Source organism: Arthrobacter sp. HS15c (assembly GCF_040812005.1).
Lineage (GTDB): Bacteria > Actinomycetota > Actinomycetes > Actinomycetales > Micrococcaceae > Arthrobacter.
In genome coordinates this window covers 316,619-342,269 of sequence record NZ_JBFOHM010000004.1, presented here as the reverse complement: position 1 = coordinate 342,269, position 25,651 = coordinate 316,619, and the positions used below count along the sequence as shown (strand labels likewise).

The 25,651-nt window shown below is 66.9% G+C and carries 25 protein-coding genes; 13 read left to right on the top strand and 12 right to left on the bottom strand.

Translation table 11 applies throughout. The annotated features are described in order from the left end of the window. Positions 1-47: 47 nt before the first annotated feature. Together ABV518_RS08480 and ABV518_RS08475 are read left to right on the top strand one after the other, a co-directional pair. Complete coding sequence (locus ABV518_RS08480; protein WP_367766459.1) at positions 48-869, top strand: GAF and ANTAR domain-containing protein; 822 nt, start codon at positions 48-50, stop codon at positions 867-869. A 17-nt stretch (positions 870-886) separates the two neighbouring features. Further along, a complete protein-coding gene (locus ABV518_RS08475; RefSeq protein ID WP_367766457.1) occupies positions 887-1,756 on the top strand; it encodes an SGNH/GDSL hydrolase family protein in 870 nt (289 codons plus the stop codon). A 15-nt stretch (positions 1,757-1,771) separates the two neighbouring features. Here ABV518_RS08475 and ABV518_RS08470 read toward each other — a convergent pair whose 3' ends face one another. After that, on the bottom strand, positions 1,772-3,124 hold the full coding sequence (locus tag ABV518_RS08470) for a uracil-xanthine permease family protein (RefSeq protein ID WP_367766455.1): 1,353 nt from the start codon (positions 3,122-3,124) through the stop codon (positions 1,772-1,774). Between the two features lie 258 nt (positions 3,125-3,382). On the opposite strand from ABV518_RS08470, the gene ABV518_RS08465 reads away from it, so the two are divergent. Further along, positions 3,383-3,988, top strand: a complete 606-nt coding sequence (locus tag ABV518_RS08465; protein WP_367766453.1) for a malonic semialdehyde reductase — start codon at positions 3,383-3,385, stop codon at positions 3,986-3,988. 25 nt (positions 3,989-4,013) lie between these two features. Here ABV518_RS08465 and ABV518_RS08460 read toward each other — a convergent pair whose 3' ends face one another. The 3 genes from ABV518_RS08460 to ABV518_RS08450 all read right to left on the bottom strand — a co-directional run bounded on the left by ABV518_RS08460 (position 4,014) and on the right by ABV518_RS08450 (position 6,861). Next, complete coding sequence (locus tag ABV518_RS08460; RefSeq protein WP_367766451.1) at positions 4,014-4,436, bottom strand: response regulator transcription factor; 423 nt, start codon at positions 4,434-4,436, stop codon at positions 4,014-4,016. A gap of 92 nt (positions 4,437-4,528) precedes the next feature. Further along, positions 4,529-5,761, bottom strand: a complete 1,233-nt coding sequence (locus ABV518_RS08455) for a ZIP family metal transporter (RefSeq protein ID WP_367766449.1) — start codon at positions 5,759-5,761, stop codon at positions 4,529-4,531. Next, positions 5,758-6,861 carry a multicopper oxidase domain-containing protein gene (locus tag ABV518_RS08450; protein ID WP_367766447.1) on the bottom strand — a complete coding sequence of 368 codons (1,104 nt, stop codon included), beginning with the start codon at positions 6,859-6,861 and terminating at the stop codon, positions 5,758-5,760. The genes ABV518_RS08455 and ABV518_RS08450 overlap by 4 nt, the downstream gene beginning before the upstream one ends. Before the next feature lie 82 nt (positions 6,862-6,943). Here ABV518_RS08450 and ABV518_RS08445 point away from each other — a divergent pair, with 82 nt between their 5' ends. Then, entirely contained in the window at positions 6,944-7,618 is a 675-nt protein-coding gene (locus ABV518_RS08445) for a metal-dependent transcriptional regulator (protein WP_367766445.1), read from the top strand. A 78-nt stretch (positions 7,619-7,696) separates the two neighbouring features. Here ABV518_RS08445 and pgm read toward each other — a convergent pair whose 3' ends face one another. Beyond that, positions 7,697-9,349 carry a phosphoglucomutase (alpha-D-glucose-1,6-bisphosphate-dependent) gene (gene pgm / locus ABV518_RS08440; protein ID WP_367766443.1) on the bottom strand — a complete coding sequence of 551 codons (1,653 nt, stop codon included), beginning with the start codon at positions 9,347-9,349 and terminating at the stop codon, positions 7,697-7,699. A gap of 239 nt (positions 9,350-9,588) precedes the next feature. Between pgm and ABV518_RS08435 the strand changes: the two genes are divergently transcribed. Together ABV518_RS08435 and ABV518_RS08430 are read left to right on the top strand one after the other, a co-directional pair. Further along, on the top strand, positions 9,589-10,518 hold the full coding sequence (locus ABV518_RS08435) for a nuclease-related domain-containing protein (RefSeq protein ID WP_367766442.1): 930 nt from the start codon (positions 9,589-9,591) through the stop codon (positions 10,516-10,518). Positions 10,519-10,589: 71 nt separating this feature from the next. Beyond that, entirely contained in the window at positions 10,590-11,255 is a 666-nt protein-coding gene (locus ABV518_RS08430; RefSeq protein ID WP_367766441.1) for a DUF4190 domain-containing protein, read from the top strand. 50 nt (positions 11,256-11,305) lie between these two features. Here ABV518_RS08430 and ABV518_RS08425 read toward each other — a convergent pair whose 3' ends face one another. Then, complete coding sequence (locus ABV518_RS08425) at positions 11,306-12,004, bottom strand: FadR/GntR family transcriptional regulator (RefSeq protein WP_367766440.1); 699 nt, start codon at positions 12,002-12,004, stop codon at positions 11,306-11,308. Between the two features lie 134 nt (positions 12,005-12,138). On the opposite strand from ABV518_RS08425, the gene ABV518_RS08420 reads away from it, so the two are divergent. The 3 genes from ABV518_RS08420 (at position 12,139) to ABV518_RS08410 (ending at position 16,307) form a co-directional block, all read left to right on the top strand. Then, on the top strand, positions 12,139-13,503 hold the full coding sequence (locus ABV518_RS08420; RefSeq protein WP_367766438.1) for an SLC13 family permease: 1,365 nt from the start codon (positions 12,139-12,141) through the stop codon (positions 13,501-13,503). Positions 13,504-13,567: 64 nt separating this feature from the next. Beyond that, complete coding sequence (locus tag ABV518_RS08415; RefSeq protein WP_367766436.1) at positions 13,568-14,785, top strand: CaiB/BaiF CoA transferase family protein; 1,218 nt, start codon at positions 13,568-13,570, stop codon at positions 14,783-14,785. Between the two features lies 1 nt (position 14,786). Then, entirely contained in the window at positions 14,787-16,307 is a 1,521-nt protein-coding gene (locus tag ABV518_RS08410; RefSeq protein ID WP_367766434.1) for a carboxyl transferase domain-containing protein, read from the top strand. A 40-nt stretch (positions 16,308-16,347) separates the two neighbouring features. Here ABV518_RS08410 and ABV518_RS08405 read toward each other — a convergent pair whose 3' ends face one another. The 5 genes from ABV518_RS08405 to ABV518_RS08385 form a co-directional block, all read right to left on the bottom strand. Next, positions 16,348-16,707 carry a hypothetical protein gene (locus tag ABV518_RS08405; protein ID WP_367766433.1) on the bottom strand — a complete coding sequence of 120 codons (360 nt, stop codon included), beginning with the start codon at positions 16,705-16,707 and terminating at the stop codon, positions 16,348-16,350. Between the two features lie 60 nt (positions 16,708-16,767). After that, positions 16,768-18,870, bottom strand: coding sequence for a hypothetical protein (locus ABV518_RS08400; protein ID WP_367766432.1), 2,103 nt, complete (start codon positions 18,868-18,870; stop codon positions 16,768-16,770). Positions 18,871-19,159: 289 nt separating this feature from the next. After that, positions 19,160-19,363 carry a hypothetical protein gene (locus ABV518_RS08395; protein WP_367766430.1) on the bottom strand — a complete coding sequence of 68 codons (204 nt, stop codon included), beginning with the start codon at positions 19,361-19,363 and terminating at the stop codon, positions 19,160-19,162. Positions 19,364-19,456: 93 nt separating this feature from the next. Continuing rightward, a complete protein-coding gene (locus ABV518_RS08390) occupies positions 19,457-19,675 on the bottom strand; it encodes a hypothetical protein (RefSeq protein ID WP_367766428.1) in 219 nt (72 codons plus the stop codon). Between the two features lie 171 nt (positions 19,676-19,846). Next, positions 19,847-21,283 (bottom strand): amidase, encoded by a 1,437-nt coding sequence (locus ABV518_RS08385; RefSeq protein ID WP_367766427.1) that lies wholly within the window; start codon positions 21,281-21,283, stop codon positions 19,847-19,849. Positions 21,284-21,455: 172 nt separating this feature from the next. On the opposite strand from ABV518_RS08385, the gene ABV518_RS08380 reads away from it, so the two are divergent. The 3 genes from ABV518_RS08380 (at position 21,456) to ABV518_RS08370 (ending at position 23,143) form a co-directional block, all read left to right on the top strand. Next, positions 21,456-21,782, top strand: coding sequence for a rhodanese-like domain-containing protein (locus ABV518_RS08380; protein ID WP_367766426.1), 327 nt, complete (start codon positions 21,456-21,458; stop codon positions 21,780-21,782). 94 nt (positions 21,783-21,876) lie between these two features. Then, positions 21,877-22,857, top strand: a complete 981-nt coding sequence (gene pheA / locus ABV518_RS08375) for a prephenate dehydratase (RefSeq protein WP_367766425.1) — start codon at positions 21,877-21,879, stop codon at positions 22,855-22,857. Between the two features lie 85 nt (positions 22,858-22,942). Then, entirely contained in the window at positions 22,943-23,143 is a 201-nt protein-coding gene (locus tag ABV518_RS08370; protein ID WP_131132274.1) for a hypothetical protein, read from the top strand. 31 nt (positions 23,144-23,174) lie between these two features. Here the strand turns inward: ABV518_RS08370 and ABV518_RS08365 are convergent, their stop codons facing one another. After that, a complete protein-coding gene (locus ABV518_RS08365; protein ID WP_367766423.1) occupies positions 23,175-24,236 on the bottom strand; it encodes a diacylglycerol kinase family protein in 1,062 nt (353 codons plus the stop codon). Between the two features lie 89 nt (positions 24,237-24,325). Here ABV518_RS08365 and serS point away from each other — a divergent pair, with 89 nt between their 5' ends. Next, positions 24,326-25,606: a serine--tRNA ligase gene (serS, locus tag ABV518_RS08360; RefSeq protein WP_367766422.1), complete on the top strand. Its 1,281-nt coding sequence runs from the start codon at positions 24,326-24,328 to the stop codon at positions 25,604-25,606. Positions 25,607-25,651: the final 45 nt, after the last annotated feature.

The window sequence follows — 25,651 nt, the reverse complement described above, 5'->3', positions numbered from 1 at the left end:
TACAGGCTTTGAAGTGGGCCGGCTCGTATCGTAGCGAGGCGTGCACCATGGCCGCGTTGACCCCAGGGGACCCGGGCTGGGAATCACTTCCAGCCCCCCAGGATGTCGTGTTCGACAGCCAGGAAGTGGAGAGCTTCCTTGGCGAAGTCACCCATGAGTTCATGCGGAGCATCGACGGCCACCACCGCGGCATCAGCTGGGCTGCTACGTTCTACCGCCGCGGGGACGTCCACCCGGACGCGCACCCCATTGCCCACACTATCGCCGCAGGCAGCGAGGTCGCCCGGGCCGCAGACCGGGAGCAGTGCTCGTTCGAAGACGGACCCGTGCTGGAGGCCATGCGGTCAGGCGACTTCGTCCATCTCCCCGATATGGACCGTGACCGCAGATGGCCAGGCTACGCCAGCGCCGCCGCCGGCCATGGGGTCCGGTCGCTGCTGTCCATGCCGATTGCCGCCACGGCCGGATCAAGTGCGGCGATTAATCTCTACGCCTCCACTCCGCACGCCTTCACCAGCGAGGACATCGTCAGGACACGCGCGTACGCGCTGGAGGTGGGAAGGGCGCTGCGTGTGGTGCTGCGGGTGGCGGAGCGGGCAGAAGCCAGCGCCGAACTCGCGGTAGCCCAAAGCTCCATGGTGCTGATGGATCTTGCCGTTGGCACACTCATGGCGGACTACGGACTCAGCCGTGAGGTGGCACTCCAGTACCTCCGCACCGTCGCGAAGCACAACAACCAGGGGCTCCGCGACGCTGCCTTGAACATAGTGGCGGCCGCACGCCGGGATCCGGTAACACCGGGCAGGGATGGCGCGGGCTTCCCGGGACTCATTGCAGTCGAATCACAGGCCCTCAAAAAGGGACCCTAGAAGACAGGGAGTACGGCATGAACGTCTGGAAGCAGGACCGGCCAACCCGGGATGCCTCTGCAGTTCCCGCACCGCATCCGTGGCACCGGCTGGTGGCACTCGGAGACTCGTTCACTGAGGGAATCGGGGACCCTGAACCGCTCAGCGAAGGAGGGCTGCGCGGCTGGGCCGATCGCGTCGCCGAAGAACTCAGCGCGAACCAGCAGGACTTCGCGTACGCCAACCTGGCCGTCAGGGGCCTGATGCTGCAGCAGATCCTGGACCAGCAACTGGCACCTGCGCTGGCACTGAAGCCGGATCTGGTCACGCTGTCGGCCGGCGGCAACGACATTGTCTTCCGGCGCAGCGACCCTGACCGGCTGGCGGAAAAAATCGACGACGGCGTCGGTCAGCTGACGAGGTCCGGCGCCACCGTGGTCCTTTTTGCCGGCCCGGACTGGGGAGCCACACCGGTCTTCAGCCAGATCCGCGGGAAGGTGGCGATCTTCAACGAGAACCTCCATGCCGTGGCCGCCCGCCACGACGCCGTGATGGTGGATCTGTGGTTCCTGCGGGAGCTGACCAACCCGGGCATGTGGGACCGGGACCGGCTGCACTTCTCGCCCCTGGGCCACCACACCATCGCCACCGCCGTGCTGAATTCCCTCGGTGTCCCGCATACCCTGGTGCCCCTGCAGCCCAAGCAGCTGCCGCCGCGAACCTGGCGGCAGGCCCGGGCGGAGGACCTCATCTGGGCACGCGAATACCTGGTCCCGTGGGTGCTCCGGCAGCTGCGGCAGCACACTGCGGAAGACGAGTTGCTGCACGCCAAACGGCCCGAGCCGGGCCCGGTTTTTGGCATCGGCAGCCCGCCCGGACCGTTTATCGGCGGGAGCAGCGCCGCCTGACCCGGGCCGCCCCGGTCAGCGCTTCTTGGGTGCCCGTTTCGCGGCCGCGTTGACCGCTGCCTTCACGGCGGGTGGCAGGCCGGCCTGCTCGGTCTCCGGCTCGGCGGCCGTGCCCCGCGCCTTCGCGATCGCCTTCATGCCGTGGTAGATCACCAGGGCGGCGGCCGAGCCCAGCGCAATGCCGGTGAATTTCAGTTCCCCGATGGTCCAGGTGTAGTCGGCGATGCCGATGATCAGCGCCACGGCGGCCGTGGTCAGGTTCACCGGGTTGGAGAAGTTGACCTTGTTCTGCACCCAGATCTTGACGCCCAGGATGCCGATCATGCCGTACAGCATGGTGGCGGCGCCGCCCAGCACGCCAGGCGGAACGGTGGCGATCAGTTCGCCGAATTTCGGCGAGAAGCTCAGCACGATGGCGAACGCCCCCGCCACCCAGTATGCCGCCGTCGAATAGACCTTGGTGGCGGCCATAACCCCGATGTTTTCCGCGTAGGTAGTGGTGCCCGAACCGCCGCCGAGGCCAGCCAGGACAGTAGCCGCGCCGTCTGCCATCAGCGCGCGGCCGGAGACGCCGTCGAGATTCTGCCCGGTCATGGCGGACACGGACTTCACGTGCCCGATGTTCTCGGCCACGAGTACCAGCACCACGGGCACAAAGAGGCCCAGCACGCCCAGGTGGAATTCCGGCGTCTGGAACTGCGGCAGGCCAACCCAGGCCGCGGCATCCATCTTTTCGTAGTTCACTTCACCGCGCAGCATGGCCACCAGGTAGCCCACCACCACGCCCACCAGGATGCTGAGTCGCCCGACGATTCCGCGGAACAGGACACTGACCAGGATGATCGTGGCCAGTGTGATGACGGCGGTGATGGGTGCGGCGTCGAAGTTCATTTTGGCGGCGGGGGCAAGGTTCAGGCCGATCAGTGCCACGATGGCGCCGGTGACGATCGGCGGCATCAGCCGGTTGATCCAGCCCGCGCCGAACTTTTGCACCAGCGCACCGATCAGGGCAAGTGCGACGCCGGCGAGCACCACTCCACCCAGCGCACCGGGCACGCCGAACTGCTGCTGGGACGCCATGATGGGGGCGATGAACGCGAAGCTGGAGCCAAGGTAGCTGGGCACGCGGCCCTTGGTGATGACCAGGAACAGCAGCGTGCCGATGCCGGAGAAGAACAGGGTGGTGGCCGGCGGCATGCCCGTGATGATGGGCACCAGGAACGTGGCTCCGAACATGGCCACCACGTGCTGCATTCCCACACCGATGGTCAGGGGCCAGGCGAGCCGCTCATCAGGGGCCACCACGTGGCCGGGCCGGATGGATTTGCCGTTGCCGTGGAGCTTCCATTTCATTCCGAGCATGCTCATGGCGGAGGCCTTTCGAGGGGGTTGCCGCGGGGGCAGGGATCTTCCGCAGCAAGAATACCGCGCAGGCCGTCTTTCCTAAGCTTGTTCGCGGACCGGAACGGTTAAGGCCAGGAGCTGCGAACCAGCCCCTGAGCCGGGCGCGCTGTGGGCAACGTCACCTGCCGTCATGGGAAGAGGACTCAATCGCTTGAAGTTGCAACCATAGGAAGAGAAACAGGCAGCCGCCGCCCGGCGGGCTGCGCAGCGAAAGGTAAGCCAATGACTATTGCCCACGAAGAAGCGGCCATCGATTCGGCCGCCGTCGACGCCATCTTTGCCGAGGCCCGCACCGCCAACTCCTTCACCGGCGAGGTGACCGAGGACCAGGCCCGCGCCATCTACGAGCTCACCAAGTTCGGCCCCACCGCGTTCAACTCCCAGCCTCTGCGCGTCACCTATGTCCGCTCCGACGAAGCCCGCGCCACGCTGGTTGAGACCCTGTCCAACGGAAACCGCGCCAAGACCGCGTCCGCGCCGCTCGTCGCCATCCTCAGCTACGACACCGACTGGGCCGGGCAGTGGGAGAACTTCCTCCCCGGCTACAACGCCCCCAAGGCCATGTACGACGCCTCGCCGGAGCTGGCAGCCAGCACCGGCAACAACAACGCCCACCTGCAGGCCGGCTACTTCATCCTGGCCGTCCGCTCGCTCGGCTTCGCGGCCGGACCCATGACCGGCGCTGACTTCGGTGCGATCGATGCCGCGTTCTTCCCGGCCGGTGACCAGAAGAGCTTCCTGGTGGTCAACATCGGGCAGCCGGGTGAGGACGCCTGGGGCGCCGCGAAGCCCAAGTTCAGCTACGACGACGTCGTCCGGACCGTCTAATCCAAACCCTCAAAGAGGGGGTGCTTCAGGGGCGCCGTTTCGACAGTTCGGCCTGATCGCCTGCGGTTGCCGGTGCGTGTGCCGGGTCAGGGCAGAGGTGTGCGGCGGCGTCCCGAAGGTCCTGGGCGCGGAACGGCTTGGTCAGGTAGGCGGCGGCGCCGGAGGCCATGCCGGCGAGCAGGTCATCATCTTCCGCCCGGGCAGTAATGAACAGCAGCGGCGCCGAGCTCAGCGCCCGCACGGCCCTGGCCACGACGTGGCCGTCCATGTCCGGCAGCCCGAGGTCCAGAGTGACCAGGGAGACGGCCGGGTCGGCGGCCGCGGCGATGCCTTCCGCCCCTGTGGCGACTGAGCGGACCTCGAAACCGGCGCGCCTCAGCACCATCCCGATCAGTCCGCGGATGTCGTCATTGTCCTCAATGACAAGACATATGCGTCGTTTTTCCATGGAAGCCCCCCGGCCCTAGCTACGACAAGTATAGGGGCGCCACGTTTCCGGGACGGGCGCGGCGTCGCAGGCCCCGGCGCGTGACTCTAAAGCTACGCCAGGACCAACAGCCCGGTGGCGAACATGACCGCCAGGCCGAGGATGATCCCGGCCGTTGTGGCGGCTGTGAAGGTCGTCCCCGCCTTGTCCTTCAGCAGGGGGAGCAGCTTGACGGCCACCTGGGCCACCGCCCCGGCTCCGACGCCGAGCAGGAACGCGGCAAGTGCCGGCTGGTAGACGGTTGCTCCGATGAGTGCGCCGGCGATGGCTGGCGCGCCGGCGACGAGTCCCAAGGCTGCGAGCCGGGGCAGGCCAGGCGGCTGCTTCGCCAGCGGCGTGACGATGGCGAGGCCCTCGGTGGTGTTGTGGATGGCGAAGCCGATGATCAGTGAGGCGCCCAGGGCGAGTGAACCAACAGCGTAGGCGGATCCGATCGCGAGTCCTTCGCCGAGGTTGTGCAGGCCTATGCCGATGGCGATCAGCAGGGCAAGGCGGTGCGGCGGAAGGGCTGCGGACCTGCCCTCCGCGGCCGGGTCCCGGCGCCGGCGCATCCAGGCGTCCGTTCCCTCCAGCACCAGGTACGCCACCGCGGCGCCGAAAAACACCACCATCGGACCGCCGAACGCCCTGTTGTCCGCCACGAGTTCCGTGGCTTCGAGGGTGGCGTCGATGGCCAGGAAGGCGAGCAGGCCCACAGTGACGCCGAGCAGTACACGGACCCAGGACGCGGGCGCACGCCGCACGAACGGCATCCACAGCATCCCCAGAGCCACCGGAATGACGCCGACATACACACCGAGCAGCGTCATGAGGGCAAAGAATGAACCGCCACGTTCCGGACTAAGTGCGGCAGCTTCAATGGTCGCCGGGATCTTGCCGCCGTTCGAGGTCACCAGGGCCACCTCGTAGGGATCGCCGTCCACCCACTGGTAGCTGATGGTGAGGGTCGTGGACTCCAGCGGGGCCATCGTCTCCCGGGTCTGCGTGAACATGGCGTAGTAGTCCGAGACGTTGACCTGGGCGATGGACACCGGATCCGGGCCCTCGTTGCGGACCGTGATGGAGATCTGCCCGGGCGTGAGGCGGACATCTTCGACGGCGACCTCCTCCTTGGGCGGGACGCCCTCGGAAAGTCTGTTGAGGCCGGGCGCGTTGAGCAGGGTGAACAGGCCCAGCACGATCGCGATCAGGACCAGGGGCCCTAGCCCGAGCAGCCAGGGCGGTACAGGCGGCCTGCGGTGCGGTGCGGCAGCCTGCCCGGCCGCCGTCTTTTCGTCCAGGCTCATGCTGCGCCTACCTCGAAGAAGCCCATCCAGCCCAGTTCCGCGAACTCGGTCTTGTGGGCGTGGAACATGTACTTGCCGGGGTAGGGAAAGCGCAGTTCGACGATGCCGCGCTGGCCCTGCACCTGGGAGATGGTGTCGGTGTATTCGCTGGGCGCCAGCATGGTGCCGGTGGGGTAGTAGTGGAAGAAGTTGCCGTGTACATGGAAGGAATTGATGGGGTCGTATTCCAGCACGTTGATGAGGTGGATGCGGACCAGCGCGTGCTGTTTTACCTGGACCGGAAAGTCCATGAAGTGGAACGGCAGGCCGTTGACCGAATAGAACTCGTTGTCATCCCCGCCGTCGGTGTTGTAGCCGTTCATGACCATGACCATTTCGTCGTCGGCCGGCGGGCGGCCCTCGCGGGGTTCGATGATGAAGCCGCCGTAGAGCCCCTTGGCGATGTGCGGCGCAAGCGGTGACTGGTGGCAGTGGTACAGGTGCGTGCCGAACGGTGTGGCGTCGAATTCGTAGGTGAAGCTCTGGCCCGGCGCGATCGAGCCTGCGCCGATGCCGGGTGTCCCGTCCATCCCGGCCTTGTGGATGCCGTGGAAGTGCATGGTGTGCGGATGGGCGCCGGCGTTGGTGAAGTTGATCCGCAGCGCATCGCCTTCGCGGGCCCAGAGGGTGGGCCCCGGGATCCGGCCGTTGTAGGTCCAGCCGGGGAACGTGATGCCGGGCGCGATCTCGAAGTCCTTGTCCACGGCAACGATGTCCCACACCCGCAGTGTCCTGCCGTCCGGCAGAAAGCTGGTCTTCCCGCGGTCGAAGTCCCTCAGGATGGCGGTAGGGTCAATGCCGGCCCGCCCCGGCAGGACCGAGCCGCCCGCGAAGCCGGCATGGCCGGCGTGGTTGGTGGCGGCCGCGGAGGTGGCCGTGCCGGTGTTTCCAGTGCCGGTGTTCTCGGAAGCGCTGCTGCCGGAACCGCCGCCGCCATGCTGGTCATGACCGCTGGATGCGTGCGCCCGGAACGTTGAAAAGGCAGGGACGGCCGCCAGCGCGGCCGCGCCGGACAGCATGGACCGCCTGCTGGGGAGCTGCGCCGCCAATTTTTTCGGCATGCCGATTCCGTTTCACTTCATTGCGAAAACAAATTTGTTCGTCAAGCCTAACATTTGAGGTGGGCTTGGTACTATGGACGTCATGCCGGTCTCTGATTTGTCCCACGCCGCACAGGATTATTTGAAGCTGATCTGGTCAGCCACGGAGTGGTCACCGGCCCCCATCACAGTCAGCGTGATGGCAGAGCGGCTCGGCGTGCGGCCTTCCACCGTCTCCGACGGGATCAAGAAACTGGCCGGCCAGGGGCTTGTCACCCATGCGCCCTACGGCAGCATCGAGCTGACGGACGCCGGCCGCGCCCATGCCGTCGCGATGGTCCGCCGGCACCGCCTGCTGGAGACTTTCCTGGTGGACGTGCTCGGGTACAGCTGGGATGAAGTCCACGATGAGGCCGAGGTCCTGGAGCATGCCGTCTCGGACACGCTGATCGACCGGATGGACCGGAAGCTCGGCCATCCCACCCGGGATCCGCACGGCGACCCCATTCCCGGGGCCGACGGCCGGCCAAGCATGCCGAAGGGGACCCAGCTTTCCGCCGCCGCCGCGGGCAACACGGTGGCCATCACCCGCATTTCGGATGCGGACCCGCAGATGCTGCGCTACTTCACTGAGCTGGGTCTCGCGCCGGACACCAGGCTGACCGTCACGGAGCACCGCCCCTATGCGGACGTCACTACCGTCCGCGTGCACGAGCCCGAGCGGGACATCGACCTGGGCGCATCAGCGTCCGATGCCATCTGGGTAGTCGCAGTCTAGGGCCGGCCTGCGGTTGAGTGCCGGCCGGCTCCCGCTGCCTGCTGCCATCCGGCGCAGGCAGCGGTCCCCAACAGGTTCCTAGGCGATGACGCCGTCAACCAGGGCCTTGGCCTCGGCCTGGACCTGCTTGAGGTGTTCCTCGCCCTTGAAGGACTCGGCGTAGATCTTGTAGACGTCCTCGGTGCCGGACGGGCGGGCGGCGAACCAGGCGTTCTCGGTGACAACCTTCAGCCCGCCGATGGACGCGCCGTTTCCGGGGGCCTCGGTCAGCTTGGCGGTGATCGCCTCGCCTGCCAGCTCGGTTGCTGTAACGTCCGACGGCGACAGCTTGCCGAGTGCCGCCTTCTGCTCCCGCGTGGCCGCGGCATCGATGCGCGCGTAGACGGGCGCGCCGAACTGGTCGGTCAGGCCTTTGTACAGCTGCGACGGGGACTTGCCCGTGACGGCCGTGATCTCCGACGCCAGCAGGGCCAGCAGGATGCCGTCCTTGTCGGTGGTCCAGACGCTGCCGTCCTTCTTGTTGAAGGAGGCGCCGGCCGATTCCTCGCCGCCGAACGCGCCTTCGCCGGACAGCAGTCCCGGTACAAACCACTTGAAGCCTACGGGGACCTCCACCAGCTTGCGGCCCAGGCTTTCGGCTACGCGGTCGATGATGGAGGAGGAAACCAGCGTCTTGCCCACCACCGAGTTCGGGTTCCAGCCGCTGCGGTTGCGGTAGAGGTAGTCGATGGCGACGGCGAGGTAGTGGTTCGGGTTCATCAGCCCGCCGTCGGGGGTCACGATGCCGTGCCTGTCGGCGTCGGCGTCGTTGCCGGTGGCAATGTCGAAGGAACTGCCGCCGTCGGACATCCGCTGGATCAGCGAGGCCATCGCTGACGGTGACGAGCAGTCCATCCTGATCTTTTCGTCCCAGTCCAGGGTCATGAAGGCCCACTGCGGATCCACGGTGGGGTTCACCACGGTGAGGTTCAGGTGGTGGCGTTCGCCGATCTCGCCCCAGTAATCCACTGCGGCGCCGCCCATGGGGTCCGCGCCGATCCGGACGCCGGCGTCGCGGATGGCATCCAGGTTCAGCACGGAGGGGAGGTCGTCGACGTAGCTGCTGAGGAAGTCGAACTTGCCGGTGCTGTCGGCGGCGAGGGCGTCCGCGAGGGGGATGCGCTTCACGCCGCGGAGCTCGTTTTCGAGGAGCTCGTTTGCCCGGTTGGCGATCCAGCCCGTGGCGTCCGAGTCGGCCGGGCCGCCGTGCGGAGGGTTGTATTTGAAGCCGCCGTCGCCCGGCGGATTGTGGCTGGGAGTGACCACGATGCCGTCCGCTTCGGGCGCGCCGGGCAGGCGGGCCTTGTTGTACGTCAGGATGGCGTGGCTCAGGGCCGGGGTGGGCGTGTAGCCGTGGCGGGCGTCGACGAGCACGTGGACGCCGTTGGCGGCCAGCACTTCAAGCGCCGAGTTCTGCGCCGGCTCGCTCAGGGCGTGCGTGTCCTTGGCCAGGAACAGGGGACCGGTGATGCCCTGGCCGGCCCGGTACTCCACAATCGCCTGCGTGATGGCAACAATGTGCTTCTCGTTGAACGACGCCTTGAGGCTGGATCCCCGGTGCCCGGACGTGCCAAACGCCACGCGCTGGCCGGGATCACCAAGATCCGGGGTGATGTCGTAATACGCGTCAAGGAGCGCAGTGATGTCAACAAGGTCCTGGGGTTGGGCAACTGTGCCCGCGCGGCTAGCCATGGCACCAGCATGCCAGACGTGGGCTGGAGTCAAAACGCACTGCCCAAAATGCGGCTCCTATGACGCGGAAAGTCCCCCGCTGCTGGCCGGAAGCAGGTAGTCAACCTGAGTACACCAGGCCAAAAGTACTTATATACCGGGCACCCGCGGCGCTGTTACTTTCAAAAAACCTCGTAAGGACAAGGACGACGGCGGGACTCACCGCCGGGGTCGGACGGCGGAAGAGTGGGGGACCGGTCATGGCGGCAGGCGACAGCGCAGCCGAGCAGTCCCGGCTGGCTGCTGAACGGGTCGCACGCCTCAAACGCCAGCTGGACCTGGCCGAGCGGGCCACCAAATCGTGGGACACCGGCGCGGTGGGCGAACGGGTGGTAGCCGACCGGCTAAGCCAGCTCATCCCGCACGGCTGGTACGTGCTCCACGACGTGCACTGGCCCGGACGGCCCAAGGCCATCCTGGACCACGTGCTCGTGGGGCCAGGCGGCATTGTGGTGGTGGACGCCAAGAACTGGACCGGTGAGGTCCGCGTTTCCTCGGGTGTCCTGTGGCAGGGACGGTATTCCCGGACCCAGTCTGTGGAAGGCGCGCTGGCCCAGTGCGCCGCGGTGGCCTCCGTGCTGTCGCCTCCGCACCGGCGGCTGGTCCGCCCGCTGATCTGCATGGCCGCCCAGCCCGACCTCTTCGGCATCACCAGCTCGGACGTGGCAGTGGCCGGCGTGGAGCGCGTTGTCTCGGCGGTGACGGCGCTCCCGGCCGTGCTGGACCAGCAAACGGTGGTTGGCCTCTATGCGCACCTGGGCCAGATGCTGACACAGGACCAGGAAGACAGTGCGCTTTTGGGAATGCGCCCGCCAGCCGAAACCCCGTCTGGGACGGCGGCGTCAGTGCCGTCAGCGGCCGGAAGCCCACAGGCTGGCAGCGGACAGGCGGACAAAGGACAGCCAGGCAAGGGTCCGGCTGGCAAAGGACCGGGGTCCCGCCCGCAGGTCGCCAAGTCCGCCGGACACAGGCCTGCGGTTGGCCGCCAGACCGGCCGCGGAACCGTGGCGGGAACAGGCGGCCGGAAGTCCCGCGCCCACGACCACGCGGCCGGCAGCATGGCCAGGCTCGTTCTCCTGGGCGCCTTTGTGATCTTCGCGGTGTACATCCTCCCCTACTGGGGCCGGTAGTACCGTGAGCCGGTGGTCCCGGCAACAGTGCTGGCGGTAGGCTGGGAACACAGACTTTTGAGGGGGAAATCATGAGTGACCAGCCAACGCCGCGCCCGGATTCACAAGGGTCCGGCACCCACGCCTCGGGCGATTCGCCGGCCGGCTACGAGCCGCCGCAGTTTGTGCCGCGGCACGGCACCGACATCCCCGCGCCGCCGCTCTACGGCCAGAACCAGTTTGGGCAGACCCAGTACGGGGCCGGCCAGTACGGCCAGAACCCGCCGGGGCAGGACCAGCCGCACCAGGGGCAAGGCACCTACGGCCAGCCGGAGTTTGGCCAGAGCCAGCACAGCGCCGGCCAGTACGGCCAGCCCGGCGAACAGTACGGCCCGCCCTATGCGCAGCCTGCCGACCCCTACGGCCAGCCTTCCGCCTACGGCCAGCCGCCCAGCCCCTATGGCCAGCCCAATCCTTACGGCCAGCCCGCGTACTACGGCATGCCGGCTGAGCCCAAGGGGCTCAGCATCGCCAGTATGGTGTGCGGCATCGCCTCGGTCATCCTCGGCTGGTTCCTGCTTCCGCAGGTCGCTGCAATCATCACCGGCCACCTGGCGCTAAAGCGTGAACCGTCAGGCAAGGGCATGTCCATCACCGGGCTGGTCCTCGGCTACCTCTGCCTCCTGGGCTACGGCGCCTTCTGGTTGCTGGTTGTCGTGGCCGGGGCCATGTACAGCACGTCCGGATACTCCTACTAAGCCACCAGCGGGACGTGCCGCAGTTCCGCCGGCCGCCGTCTCCTGACGGATCAGCGAAGCAGCTCCACGTCTGACACCAACTCAATATGGGCCAACATGGCCTCCGCCGCGCCATCCGGGTCCTGTGCCCGGATGGCGTCCGCGATTTTGCGGTGCGAAGCCAAAGACTGTTCAGGCCGGCCCGGCTGGCCAAGGGATTCCATCCTGGTTTCCAGGATCATTTCGGCGATAAACGCCATCAGCTGCGCCAGCACCGCGGAATGTGCCGCGCCCGTCACCGCCTGATGGAAAAGCTCGTCGCCGTGGGTTCCCCGGTCTCCCTCGCCGATTTCGCCGGCCATCACCTCCAGCGCCGCGTCGATCGCCGCCAGGTCTTCCTCCGTGCGCCGTACCGCCGCCAGCGCGGCCAGTTTCACTTCCAGGGTGCTGCGCGCCTCGACAATTTCCGGCAGCCGGCTCTGGTGTTCGCGCAGCCCCTTGATCACTGATGCCACGCTGGGCCGCCGTGCCAGGACCGCGCCGGTCCCGTGCTGCACATCGATCACACCCAGCACCTCAAGTGCCACCAGCGCCTGGGCCAGCGTTGCCCGGGAGACCCCCAGCCGTTCTGCCAGGTCGCGTTCCGCCGGCAGCAGATCGCCGGGTCCCAGCTGGGCGGATTCGATGTACGCGAGGATCTGCTCCACCAGCTGCTCATACAGCCGGGGCCGCGTCACACGCTCCAGTCCGAGCCGGGCTGTTTTCTCCACTAGGGCCTCACTAGGTCGTCGATTTCTCCCAGAATACACCGCAGGCGTATTGACAGATTGACTCAGTGTCTAGGAGGCTAGTCCAGTGAGCCAGTTACTCACATCACATTCTTTAGACCCTAGGAGGACCAAAGATGTCCGCTCCTGTCTTGTCGATCATCATCCTGGCGGGGATGTTCCTGTTCGCCACCGTCCTGCCCCTGAACATGGGCGCTCTCGCTTTCGTCGGCAACTTCCTGCTGGGCAGCGTCGTCTTGGGGATGTCCACCAACGACATCCTGGCCAACTTCCCCGGCGGCCTGTTCCTGACCATCGTGGGCGTGACCTACCTGTTCGCGATTGCCCAGAACAACGGCACCATCGACCTCCTGGTCCGGGGAGCCGTCAAAATGGTGGGCAGCCGCGTGGCCCTGATCCCGTGGGTCATGTTCGCCATCACCGCCGTCATCACCTCCGTGGGCGCACTGTCTCCCGCCGCCGTCGCCATCATTGCCCCGATAGCCCTCAGCTTTGCCGGGAAGTACAAGATCAGCCCGCTGCTGATGGGCATGATGGTCATCCACGGCGCCCAGGCCGGCGGTTTCTCCCCGATCGCCGTCTACGGAGTCACAGTCAACGGCATCCTGGCTAAGACCGACCTGGATTTCAGCCCCACCGCACTCTTCCTGAGCAGCCTGGTCTTCAACCTCGTCATTGCCCTCGTGCTGTTCATCGTCCTCGGCGGCAGGGCGCTCTTGTCCTCCAAGGTCAGCCACTTTGTGGAGCAGGCGGCCGAAGCCCGGATGTCCGTCAGCGTGGGGTCCAAGGCAGGAGACGTACCGTTCAAGGGCTTCGGCTCCGGCATGTACGGCCCCCGGGACCCCGCAGGTGACGGCGTCGCAGCCACTAAGGAACGGTCCGAGCGAATTCCCCAGCTGGTGACTATCGCCGGACTGATCGCTCTGGCCGTCATTGCGCTCGGGTTCAAGGTGGACGTCGGCTTTGTCTCCATCACCATCGCCATCGTGCTGGCACTGGTCTCCCCGAAGGCCCAGAAGGGCGCCATCAACAAGATCAGCTGGTCAACAGTGCTCCTGATCTGCGGCATGCTCACGTTTGTCGGGGTGCTTGAAGAAGCCGGCACCATCGAGTTCGTCTCCAACGGTGTGGCCGGCATGGGCATGCCGCTGCTGGCCGCGCTCCTCATTTGCTACATCGGCGCCGTCGTGTCGGCTTTCGCCTCCTCCACCGCCATCCTCGCCGCCCTGATTCCGCTGGCCGTGCCGTTCCTCTCCACCGGCGAGATCGGCGCCGTCGGCGTAATCTGTGCGCTCGCCGTGGCCGCCACCATCGTGGACGTTTCACCGTTCTCCACCAACGGGGCCCTGGTCCTGGCCAACGCCCCGGAAGGCGTGGACAAGGACAGGTTCTACAAGCAGATCCTCGGCTACAGCGGGATTGTCATTGTGGCCGGACCGCTGCTCGCGTGGCTGGCCCTGGTGGTGCCCGGATGGCTTTAGGTCCCGCACACCGCGCCGTGCCCCGCACATGGCACCTCAACCACACCCAGAAAGAAGCCCGCAGATGAGCACAGCAAACGAAGACCGCAGGGGCGGCCCCCTCGCCGGGCACCTGGTGGTGGACCTGAGCCGGGCACTGGCCGGACCCCATGCCGGAATGATGCTGGCCGACCTTGGCGCCCGCGTCATCAAGGTGGAGAACCCGGGCACCGGGGACGACACCCGCGGCTGGGGCCCGCCGTTCGTCGGCCCCGAGGACGACCTGCAGTCCACCTACTTCATGTCCTGCAACCGCAACAAGGAATCCATCAGCCTTGACCTCAAAAGCGATGACGGCAAGGAGGTGCTGCGCAGCCTGCTGGAACGCGCCGACGTTGTGATCGAAAACTTCCGCCCCGGCGTGATGGACCGGCTGGGGTTCTCCACCGCCGCCATGCACGAGCTCAATCCCCGGCTGGTGATCCTCTCCATCACCGGATTCGGGCACGACGGCCCCGAGTCCCAGCGCAGCGGCTACGACCAGATCCTCCAGGGTGAAGCCGGGCTCATGTCGCTGACGGGATCCGGACCGGACGACCCCCAGCGTGTCGGCGTGCCCATCGCCGACCTGCTGTCCGGCATGAACGGAGCCTTCGGCGTGCTCGCAGCGCTGGTGGACCGGGACAGGACCCGCCGCGGACAGATCGTGCGCACATCGCTGCTGGCATCCCTGATCGGTGTCCATGCCTTCCAGGGAACGCGCACCACCGTTGCCGGCGAAGTGCCGCAGGCCCAGGGCAACCACCATCCCTCCATCGCGCCCTACGGGCTGTTCGCCTGCCGCGACGGCAGCGTCCAGATCAGCGTGGGCAGCGAGAAACTGTGGGTCTCCTTCGCCGCCGCCTTCGGCCTGGACCCGGCTGCCGCGGGCTTCGCCAGCAATGCCGACAGGGTGCGGAACCGGGCGGCGGTGATCGCCGCCGTCGAACGCGTTTTTGCCGGCTACGGCGCCGCGGAGCTGCTCGCGAAACTGAACGACGCCGGGATCCCGGCCGGGAAGGTTCGCTCGCTGGATGAGGTGTACGCGTGGGAGCAGGTGGCGTCGCAGGGGCTGGTGGTTGACGTGGAGCACCCGCTGCTGGGGAAGGTCAGCCTGCCCGGGCCGCCGCTGAGGTTTTTCGCGTCGGGCGACGCCGCCGAGACCACCGTGACGGCCCACGACGCGCCGCCCCTGCTGGACGAGGACGGGCAGAGCATCCGCGAATGGCTGGGCATGGCTGCGTCCGTCGCGGGGGTGAAATAGGATGCCGACGACGGAAAAAGTCCGCCACCTGAACGCCGCCGAACTGCTGGACGCCGTTGTCGACCAGGGCACCTTCGTCTCCTGGGACGAGCCTGCGCAGCAACCGCAGGCCAACGGGGACTACGCCCGTGATCTTGCGAGGGCGCGGGAACGGAGCGGGAGGGATGAATCCGTCGTTACAGGATCCGGGCTGATCCGCGGACACCGGGTGGCGGTCATCGTCAGCGAGTTCTCCTTCCTGGCCGGATCGATTGGCCACGCCGCGGCCCAGCGGATCGTGGCAGCCGTGGAGCGGGCAACGGCCGAAGGCCTGCCGCTGCTGGCCGGGCCCGCCTCCGGCGGCACGCGCATGCAGGAAGGGACACTCGCGTTCCTGTCCATGGTCAAGATCACCGGTGCGGTGCGCGCCCACCGGCAGGCAGGGCTGCCGTACCTGGTCTATCTCCGGCATCCCACCACCGGGGGAGTGATGGCCTCGTGGGGTTCGCTCGGCCATATCAATGTGGCGGAACCGGGGGCGCTGCTGGGGTTCCTGGGTCCGCGCGTTTACGAGGCCCTCTACGGGGAGGCATTTCCTGACGGCGTGCAGGTGGCGGAGAACCTGTTCAGCAAAGGCCTGATCGACGCCGTTGTGGAACCGGCCGAGCTGCCGGCGATCATCGGGCGGGCGCTGGATATCCTGGCGGTGAAGCCCGCGGCCGGACCCGTCCACGGGGCGGCCACCCCGCCGGACACCCTCGCGGTCCGACCGGCGGCCGCGGACGCATGGACCTCCATCGGCGTCTCCCGGCAGCCGCGCCGCCCGGACCTGCGCCAGCTGCTGCGGTACGGCGCTGATGACGCGCTGCCGCTCAACGGCACCGGCCAGGGCGAAAAGGATCCCGGCCTCCTGCTGGCGCTTGCCCGTTTTGGTGGACAGTCCTGCATCGTGCTGGGCCACGCCCGGCCCCTGCGAAAGGACGCGGCCGGTATGGGGCCGGGTTCCCTGCGGGAGGCCCGCCGCGGCATGAAGCTTGCCGAGGAACTGCGCCTGCCGCTGCTGACCGTGATCGATACCGCCGGCGCGGCCTTGTCGCAGGAGGCGGAGGAGGGCGGCCTGGCGGGCGAGATCGCGCGGTCCCTGCACGAACTGATCGGGCTGGAGTCGCCGTCGGTCTCGGTGCTGCTGGGCCAGGGAGCCGGCGGCGGGGCGCTGGCCCTGCTCCCGGCGGACCGGACCATCGCCGCGCAGCACAGCTGGCTCTCACCGCTGCCGCCCGAAGGGGCCAGCGCGATTGTTCACCGCAGCACCGAATTTGCGCCGCAGTTGGCCGATGCGCAGGGGGTCAACGTGGCCGCGCTCTACGCCAACGGCCTGGTGGACCACATCGTGGATGAACGGCCCGACGCGTCACTGGAGCCCAAGGAGTTCTGCGCCCGCATGGCGCGGGCCATCGAATACGAGCTTGGAACCCTGGCGGGCATCCCCGTGGCTGAGCTGCTGGCGTCCCGGGCCCGGAAGTACCGGGATCTGGGCGGGTAGGGCTCTGTGCGGGGTCTTTGTTCGGAGGACCTGCGGCGTCCTAGGCGGTGGCGATCCTCTCCGCCTGACCGCGTTCCGCACCGCTCAGCACTGCGGCATGGCTGCCCAGCAGGGCCCATTCCGTTGTCACACCCTCCGGGCCGGTGAGCGAGCCCGACGCCAGGGCTTTGGCTATCCGACGGCGGACCTCGGCTTCCTGCCCCGGTTCGGCGGCAAAGACGACCCGCAGTTCCACTGCACCACCTTGCCGCTCAGGGCTGGTGTGGTGCGGCGCCAGCGGACAGGGCGGAACATGATCCCAGCTCCCGCATAGCTCCAGTGTGATGGCGGCACCGGGCGCTGCCAGGTCGGCGTCCGGGTCCATCCGCAGGGAGGCCGCATGCACGTAGTGTCCTCGCATGCTGCCATTGTCCCAGCACCGCCCGGACCGCGTGCCGGGATCCTCGGGCCCCCGGCAGGGTCAGGGCAGCGCGCGGACAGTAACCTGGCAGGACCCCGATGTGCCATCGAGGCCAAGAGTGAGCATCTGGTCCCACGCCACGCCCGCGGCACCTGATGCCGGGACTGTGAGAACTTGTTCTGTACCCGGCTCCAGCTTGCCTTGGGTGACGTTCGAGGCATCGACGGTCCCGTTCGCAGCGGCTGGCGCAACCGTTGACCACTGGTACGTGAGGCCGTCGCAACCGGCAGTGGCGGGACGCAGACCGATCGAGCGTGCTGCCACGCTGTTGACGAGCAGCTGCGTAGGGGACGCGAGGGGACCGGCGGAGGTGGTCCAGGCCGTGGGAGTCTGGGCGCTTGGTCCTTCAGTGCGCAGATCATGATCCGTCAGCAGGGCGACCGCTCCCTGCAGCCCCTGCCCCGTGCCGGCTGGCAGATAGGGCTGGATGGCTGCCGCGAACGCGAGGGCGTCGGATTCCGGGATCACCAGGTGGACCGCCCGCAGGTCAGCAAGTTCCCCCGGGACGCCGGCATCGAGTGGTTGTGAGGATTTGATCCACCGCTGGGCGGCGGGCGATTCGAGGAACTCATTCACGGCTTGCAGGTTGCGGTGACCATCCGGCAGGTCGGGTACCCATTGCCGGGAAACCAATACAGTACGCCCGTCGTCGCCGATGAGACCGGACCAGGGCAGGGCATCCCGCAGGTCCACTTGAGGAAGCTGGTAGATGTCCGGAGTGGGGGCCCCGGCCTGTTGGACGTAGGTCTGGAACAGAAGGCTCGAGTTGAAGGACATGGAGGCAATCGGCACCATAACGGGCCCGTTGGTGCTGGCCAGGGTCCTGGCTGTCGTCGCGATCGCTACGAGATTGTCGAAATTCGTTTGAACGAACGGCTCAGTGACGCTGGCGCCCAGGCCCGCGGGCAGTTTCGACGCCGCGATGCGGGGCGCCAGCAGGGCCGGCACCGGGGCAAACATAAACACAAACAAAGCCGCCGCGAGTCCAAGAGCCACCAGCTGGCGGACTATGAGGCGTGGTCGCGGCACCATCCGAATGACGCCGGCAAATCCAAGCGTCATCAGGAGGGGCCAGACATGAACCTGATGGATGATGCCCGCCTGCTTCTGAGTGATGGCCCAGAGTATCTCTGAGACTCCCAGGAAAGCGGCAACGAAGAGAGCGTTGCGGGTGACTGCGGCGGACGTCCTCCGGGCTATGACCAACCACAGGGCAAGGACGGCTGCTGCCGCGAGTACCAGGGCAACAAAGCCGCCGGCAAAGGACAGGTTGCTGGAGAGGGCTTCCTTGACCGAGGTCTGATAACTGACATAGAAAAGGGAATTGTCCCGCGTGAAGATTGACGCCAGGGTCCCGGGTGTGACCGTCGCGATGGCAGTGATCACACCGGCTGCTCCGAGCAAAACCCTCAAGCTCAGTGCCTCTTTGACGAGGTGCAGGCCCCATGACGCTGGATGCCTGTACCGGAGTGCGGCGATTGAGTACGCAAGGAGGTAACACGCGACGACGGCTGTGAGATCGAAGAGGAAGTTCTTCTTCACCAGGAGTGCAGCTCCGGCAACCAACACTGCCCAGAACAGGGTCGACCGCCGCATGGGACGGGACACCAGGATCCACACGGCAGCGAGGACCAACGACATCCCAATCAGATCGGGAACGCCTTGAACGCATACGAGGAAAGCCAGCGGGTTGAGTCCCGCCATCAGGACGATCCACGGCGAGACGCGCAATCCGAATACGCGGCAGGCAATTTTGGTTGTGAACACCGTTATCGGAATCAGGCCGATCAGGCCCATAGCGCCGACGTAAGGCACTCGAAGGTTGAGGAGTTCGGGTGGCAAAACCGCCAGTGGCAGGGACCAGTACGGAGGATACTCGCTCAACGACTGCGTCTTGAGCCAATCGAAGAGATCGTGTGGGCCTTGGCGAAGCGCTATTGAGGCGTTGATTGCCACTTCCTGGAAGCCACGCGGATCGTAGAAGTAAATCCGGTGTTCACCGGCAACATACAGCACGAGAAGCCCGAGGATGGCGCCCAGCGGCAGGACCCAAGTTAGGAGAAATTTACGGCTGAACAGTCCCCAGGCACCCGTCCGCCTCATGTTTTCCTTACCCGTCATTCCTCGCCATCCGTCTTCCCCACGAAACTGATTTGAGAGTCCGGTAGCCTCCCCGGAGTTGGCTCCGCTCCTCACCGTGGACCCGATCAACCATACCCAACAATGCGAGACGGCCGTGGTTTGCAGTGCAAGGGGAGCCCGTGACGCGCATCGCATCGCAACGGGATGGCGAAGCGTCTATGTCGAACATTTCCTGTGATTTCAGGGTGCTCTTGACAGCGGAAAGGCCTCCGCGGGGAGGCCTTTCTTCGGGAAGTTCCGGCCCTTCGGGTCAGACCCTCTCGTGGGCGCGGTCAGCAACCGGTTCTTCAGCTGCGGGTGTCTTCCGGCGAAGCGGGAAGGCCCAGAACTTGAAGTCCTGCGCCGTGTAGTGCGGCCCGGGACGGTCCGGCGGTGTTTCGTGGCGCGCTTCGGGTTTCCGGTCGGCTTCCTTCTTATAGCCCCACCCGAAATCCTTGCTTGATGAATAGCACATCACAGGCCTCCTCAAAGTGACTGCCCTTTAATCGTCCTCCGGTTGCGGCTTCCCGTACACACTTATTCCGACATTTCCACTTCCCGCGAGGCGCTAGCCCCGGAGGATGTCCTCCGCCTCCTGCGGGTTATGGAACTCGCACGGCCCGTAGTGCCGGAACGGCAGCAGGCACGTCCGGCCGGTGGCAAGGTGGACGTTGGCGCAGCGTCCTGCCCGGGCCAGGTCTTCGCGGACATGGATGTTGCTCAGGTCCGACCTGACCGTGCCTGGTTCGCGGGGGCCGGTGTGCCCGTGCTCAGCGTTCATGCCCATGATGCAGCTCCTCTTTGAGTGCTTGCCATTTGAGTGCTTGCCGCCAGTGAGCGCGGCTGAGGTGTGAGACCGTCCTCTAATTCTGCTCCTCTCCGGTTACCAATGGGTTACGCGGGCGGCAGGTTTTTTGGTCAATATGGACTTTGCGAGCCTTCCGACATTGCTGAGGTGTCAGAACCCCAGCTGCGCCGCCACCTGGAGAAGCAGCCGTTCGGAGCCCGCAGGACCCACCAGCTGGATGCCCATCGGAAGGCCTAGTCCCGGGCCGTCTCCGGTCCAGTGCACGGGTATGGTGATGGCCGGCAATCCGCAGACGTTCACCATGGAGGACCACGGCGCGTATTCGCACTGTTTCCGGTAGTCGCCGTCGGCATCCCCGGCCCACTCGGCGGCGGGCCAGCGGTCATCCCCGTGGGCCGCGCCGGTAAACCAGCCCACGGGACGTGGTGTCTGCGCCAGCGTGGGCATCAGCATCAGGTCCCACTGCCCGTACTGGGTGATGGTGTCGCGCTGGAACTGGCGGAGGAAAGCCAGGGCTTCGCTGAGCTTTGCGGCGCTGCGTTGCTGGGCCCGCCGCCGGAAGGTCCGGGTGAGCGGTGCCAGCAGCGCCTCGCGGTGGGGAGTGATCCTGGCGCTGCCGACGGCGGCAGTCCAGGCAGTGGTGAACGCATCGGGGTAGCGGTTGTCATACCGGACGGCAGCTTCCGCGATGCGGTGTCCGGCGTGCTCCAGGAGTTCCGTACCTGCCCGCAGCGCGTCGAGGGCCTCAGGCTCGGTGATGAACGGGAAGGTGGTGGACCAGGGGCTGTCCAGGGTTACCCCGATGCGCAGCGGGCCGGGTGCGTGCCTGACTGCCCCGCTGTAGGTTCCGCCCGGACCGGCCGCCAGCGCGTCCATCATCAGAGCCGCGTCCGCCGCGCTGCGCGCCAGCGGACCTGCCGCCACCAGCCGTGCGGGGTCGCCGGAGCTCTCGCCGGAAGCCACCACACCGCGGCCCGGCTTCAGGCCCACCAGTCCGCAGGCCGCAGCCGGGATGCGGACCGACCCGCCGCCGTCGGTCCCGGGGGCGAACGGAAGCATTCCTGCGGCCACCGCGGCAGCGCTGCCTCCCGAGGAACCGCCGGAACTCCGGCTGGGGGCGTGCGGATTGCGCGACGGCGGGGCGATGCGGTTTTCGCTGTATGCCGTCAGTCCGAACTCCGGCACCTGTGTCTTGCCCAGGGACACGACGCCGGCCCCCTTCAGTTCGGTGACCAGGGCACCGTCCGTCAGCGCGGGTTTGTGGTCCAGCGCGGCGCTGCCGTGGGTGGTCACCACGCCGGCGACGTCTGTCAGGTCCTTGAAGCCGACCGGCATCCCGTGCAGCAGTGGCAGGGCCTCACTGACGTCGCCAGAGGACGCCGCACGACGAAGCCGCGCGAACTTCGCGTCCGCGGCGGCGGCGTCGGCCATGGCCTGCCCGCCGGTGACGGTGACGAACGCGCCCAGGAGGCGGTTGCCCGATTCGATCCGGGCCAGGTAGTGCGCAGTTGCCTCCCGCGCCGAGAGTTCTCCGGAGCGCAGGAAGTCCCGGAGCTGGACGGCGGACAGCTCGTGGATCTCAGCCAAGGAAACGTGGCTCCAGGCGCCGCTCGGAGGCGGCCGTGATGATGGGCTGCTCAGCGGGCAAGGATCCTCCTACGGGTCAGCAACAGCGTAACTTGTCCCAGGTTTCGGGAGCGGGGCGATCCGCTGGCACTAGGCTGGAAGGAGACCCGTGATTCTCCGAAAGAGGACTTCCATGAGCGATTTCGATTCCGTGCCAGTCAACGACGTCCCGGAGGACGCCGTGATTCTGGACGTCCGCGAAGACTACGAATGGGTAGCCGGGCACGCTGAGGACGCCGTCCACATCCCCCTGGACCAGCTCCCGGCGCGGCTCGGTGAACTCGACCCCGACGAGGACCTGTACGTCATCTGCCGGACCGGCGGGCGCTCGTTCCGGGCGGCCCAGTGGCTGACCGGCCAGGGCTACACCGCCATCAATGTGGCCGGCGGCATGGACCAGTGGCTTGAATCCGGCAGGCCGCTCGTTTCGGACAACGGCCTGAAGCCTTTGGTGCTCTAGGCCTTTGGTGCTCTAGCCCTTTGACCCTTGCCCGCCGGTGCTCGAGCCTGCGGGGATCCTGGTTCGCCCCTTCATAACCACTAAGGAATACTCGATGTCCGCGTCGCCCGTTACCTATACCTTCCTGGGGCCGGAAGGCACCTTCACCGAGGCGGCGCTGATGCAGGTACCGGGGGCTGGGGCGGCAACCCGGATTCCGGCGTCGAACGTGAACGCTGCCCTGGACAAAGTGCGTGACGGTTCCGCGGATGCCGCCATGGTCCCGATCGAAAACTCGGTGGAGGGCGGGGTGACCGCCACGCTGGATGCGATCGCCAGCGGCCAGGAACTGCGCATTATCCGGGAAGTGCTGGTGCCCATCAGCTTTGTGCTGGTGGCCCGGCCCGGTGTAACCGTTTCGCAGATCCGCAGGATTTCCACCCATGGCCACGCTTGGGCGCAGTGCCGGCTGTGGGTTGACGCCAATATTCCCGGTGCTGAATATGTTCCGGGCTCCTCCACCGCCGCCTCCGCCATAGGCCTGCTGGAAGGCGGCGCGCACTACGACGCCGCAATCTGCGCCCCCATCGTGGCCCAGGAACAGCCCGGGCTCTCCGTGCTCGCCGAGAACATCGGCGACAACCCGGGCGCCGTGACCCGGTTTGTCCTGGTCAGCCGGCCCGGGGCCCTGCCGGAGCGGACCGGCGCGGACAAGACCACAGTAGTGGTGCCACTCCCGGAGGACCACCCCGGTGCCCTGATGGAAATCCTGGACCAGTTTGCCACCCGCGGCGTGAACCTCAGCCGGATCGAATCCCGGCCCACCGGGCAGTACCTGGGCCACTACTTCTTCAGCATCGACGCCGACGGCCACATAGGCGACGCACGCGTGGCCGATGCGCTGGCCGGGCTCCACCGGATCAGCCCGGCCACCCGTTTCCTGGGATCGTATGAACGGGCTGACGCGCAAAGCGCGGACGTCGCCCCCCACACCTCCGACGAGGCATTCCAGGCGGCCCATCAATGGGTGGGAGCCATCCTTAGCGGGGAACCGGCCAGCCCCGAAACCGCTTCCGGGGCTTCGCCCACAGCGTAGGTCCAAGTACTACCGCGCGCATAACACTGTGCGTATGCTTACTTGATCCACATTGGGGGACGGCCCCTATCGAAGGGAGCGGGTCATGAGCAGCAGTACTGACAATGACGGCCAGGGAATGATTGTTAATCCCAAGCCGACTGCCGACAACCAGGACTGGGACGGCGACGATGCAGACCGCGCTGACCGCCTGCGCTTCGAAGAAGAGCAGGCCATGATCCGTGAACAGTCCGAGGCCCGGGCTGCCAAAGCTGCCGCCGAGGCTGCCAAGAAGGCCACCGCCTAGGGCGTTCCGAAATCCACCCGGCCGCGGGCGATCAGGCCTGCGGCTGGCCCTTGACCCGGATCAGGAGGGACCGCGGCTCCACGCGCACGGTGAGCTTCGTGGCTTCACCCGACGTGTCGCCGTCGAGCTGGGTGGGCATCGGCTCAGGGCACTTGATGACGATCTTCCCGGACCTGTACATGGTCATGATCGGCAGGTTGCCCCGGTGCCTGAGCAGTACCTTCCCGTACATGATGATCCAGCCGAGGGCGCTCCGGGGGCTCATCACCACCACATCGAGCATGCCGTCGTCGATCATGGCCTGCGGAATGAAATCGATGCCTCCGGGCACCAGCCCGCAATTGGCAAACAGGACGCTGCGGATGTTCCGGGACTGCTCCGGGCCGTCGTCCAGGGTGATGGACACTTTCCGGCGCCTGCCGGGCAGGTGCCGCATGCCGGCTTCCGTGTAGGCGAGCCACCCGACGGCTTTTTTGAGGCCGTCGTTCGTGTCGGCCAGGATCTCGGCGTCCAGGCCGATGCCCGCGATCACCAGGAACGCGTGCTCGGAGGAGTGCCCCGTGCGGGAGTTCTCGATGCCCATCCGCGCCGAATCGATGTACCGCTGCTGCCCGAAGAGCGCCGTCTGGACGTTCGAGTGGAGGTCGTTGACGTCCAGGTCAAGGTTGCGGGCCAGCAGGTTTCCGGTGCCCAGCGGGATGATGCCCATGGCAACATCGGTGTGGGCGAGGGACTCGGCCACCACCCGCACGGTACCGTCGCCGCCGCCCACCAGGACGACGTCGGACTTGTAGTCCAGCGCCGCCCGGGCCTGCGTGTATCCCGGGTCCTCCGCCGTCGTCTCCAGGAAGAGGGGATCGTCCCAACCCGCGGCAAGGCAGGCCCGCTGGATAGCTGCTTTGGCCTCCGGGGCGCGCGCCTTAATAGGGTTGAGGATCACCGCGACGCGCTGGTGGCTGAGGCCGGCCTCGTGCGCATCTTCGGCCACCGCGCTGCGGATGTGCAGTGCCTTGAGCTTGCGCACGCCCCACCAACTGGAGACGGCGAAGGCCAGTGCCGCGGCACTCAGGAGGTAAAGCAGCCAGTCGCTCATGGTGCTTCAACAGTATCCCGGCGGGAAGGTCCGCGTTCCCGCCCTCCTGCCGTCCGCGCTGACGCGCCCGGATTCGATACTCTTGTCTGGTGATCGACGTAAAAGACCTCAGCGAAAACCCGGACAAGTTCCGTGCCAGCCAGCGCGCCCGCGGCGCCGACGAATCAGTGGTGGACGCGATCATCGCCGCAGACTCCGCCCGGCGTGCCGCCCTGATCCGGTACGAAAACCTCCGCGCCGAGCAGAACGTCTTCGGCAAGAAGGTGGCCCAGGCCAAGGGCGACGAAAAGAAGGCACTGCTCGCAGAGGTCAAGGAGCTCGCCAACACGGTGAAGGCTGCCTCGGCCGAGGCTGACGCCGCCCAGGCCAAGCAGGACGAACTGCTGCGCTCCATCCCGAACCTCATCGAGGACGGCGTCCCCGAAGGCGGCGAGGACGACTACGTTGTGGTCAAGACCGTCGGAACGCCGCGCGAATTCCCCGACTTCGAGCCCCGGGACCACCTCGAAATCGGCGAGCTGATCGGCGCGATCGACATGGAGCGGGGCGCGAAGGTGTCCGGCTCCCGCTTCTACTTCCTGCGCGGCGTCGGTGCACGCCTGGAGATGGCGCTGCTGCAGATGGCCATGGACCAGGCCATCGAGGCCGGGTTCGTCCCCATGATCACGCCCACCCTGGTGCGCCCCGAAACCATGCAGGGCACCGGCTTTGACGTCAAGCACGACGCCGAGATCTACCGCCTCGCCGAGGACGACCTTTACCTCGTGGGAACCTCCGAGGTTGCGCTGGCCGGCTACCACGCCGATGAGATCCTCGACCTCGCCGGCGGGCCCATCCGTTTCGCCGGCCAGAGCTCCTGCTACCGGCGCGAGGCCGGCTCGCACGGCAAGGACACCCGCGGCATCATCCGCGTACACCAGTTCAACAAGGTGGAGATGTTCATCTACACCACGGTTGAAGAGGCGGCCGCCGAGCACGAGCGCCTGCTCGCCTGGGAAGAGGAAATGCTGGCCAAGTGCGAACTGCCGTACCGCGTGATCGACACCGCCGCCGGTGACCTCGGCATGTCCGCGGCCCGCAAGTTCGACTGTGAGGCCTGGGTCCCCACGCAGGGTGCCTACCGCGAGCTGACGTCCACCTCCAACTGCACCACCTTCCAGGCCCGACGCCTCAACATCCGCGAGCGGGTCTTCAACGAGGAGGGCGCCCCGAAGGGAACCCGCGCCGTGGCCACGCTCAACGGCACGCTGGCCACCACCCGCTGGATCGTGGCACTGCTGGAGCACCACCAGAACGCCGACGGCTCAGTCAACGTCCCGGCCGCGCTGCAGAAGTACATCGGTGGACTGACGGTTCTCCCGGTCCTCTAATACGCCGTTTCGACGGGAAATCCCCGCCGCGTGGTCAATTCCCCC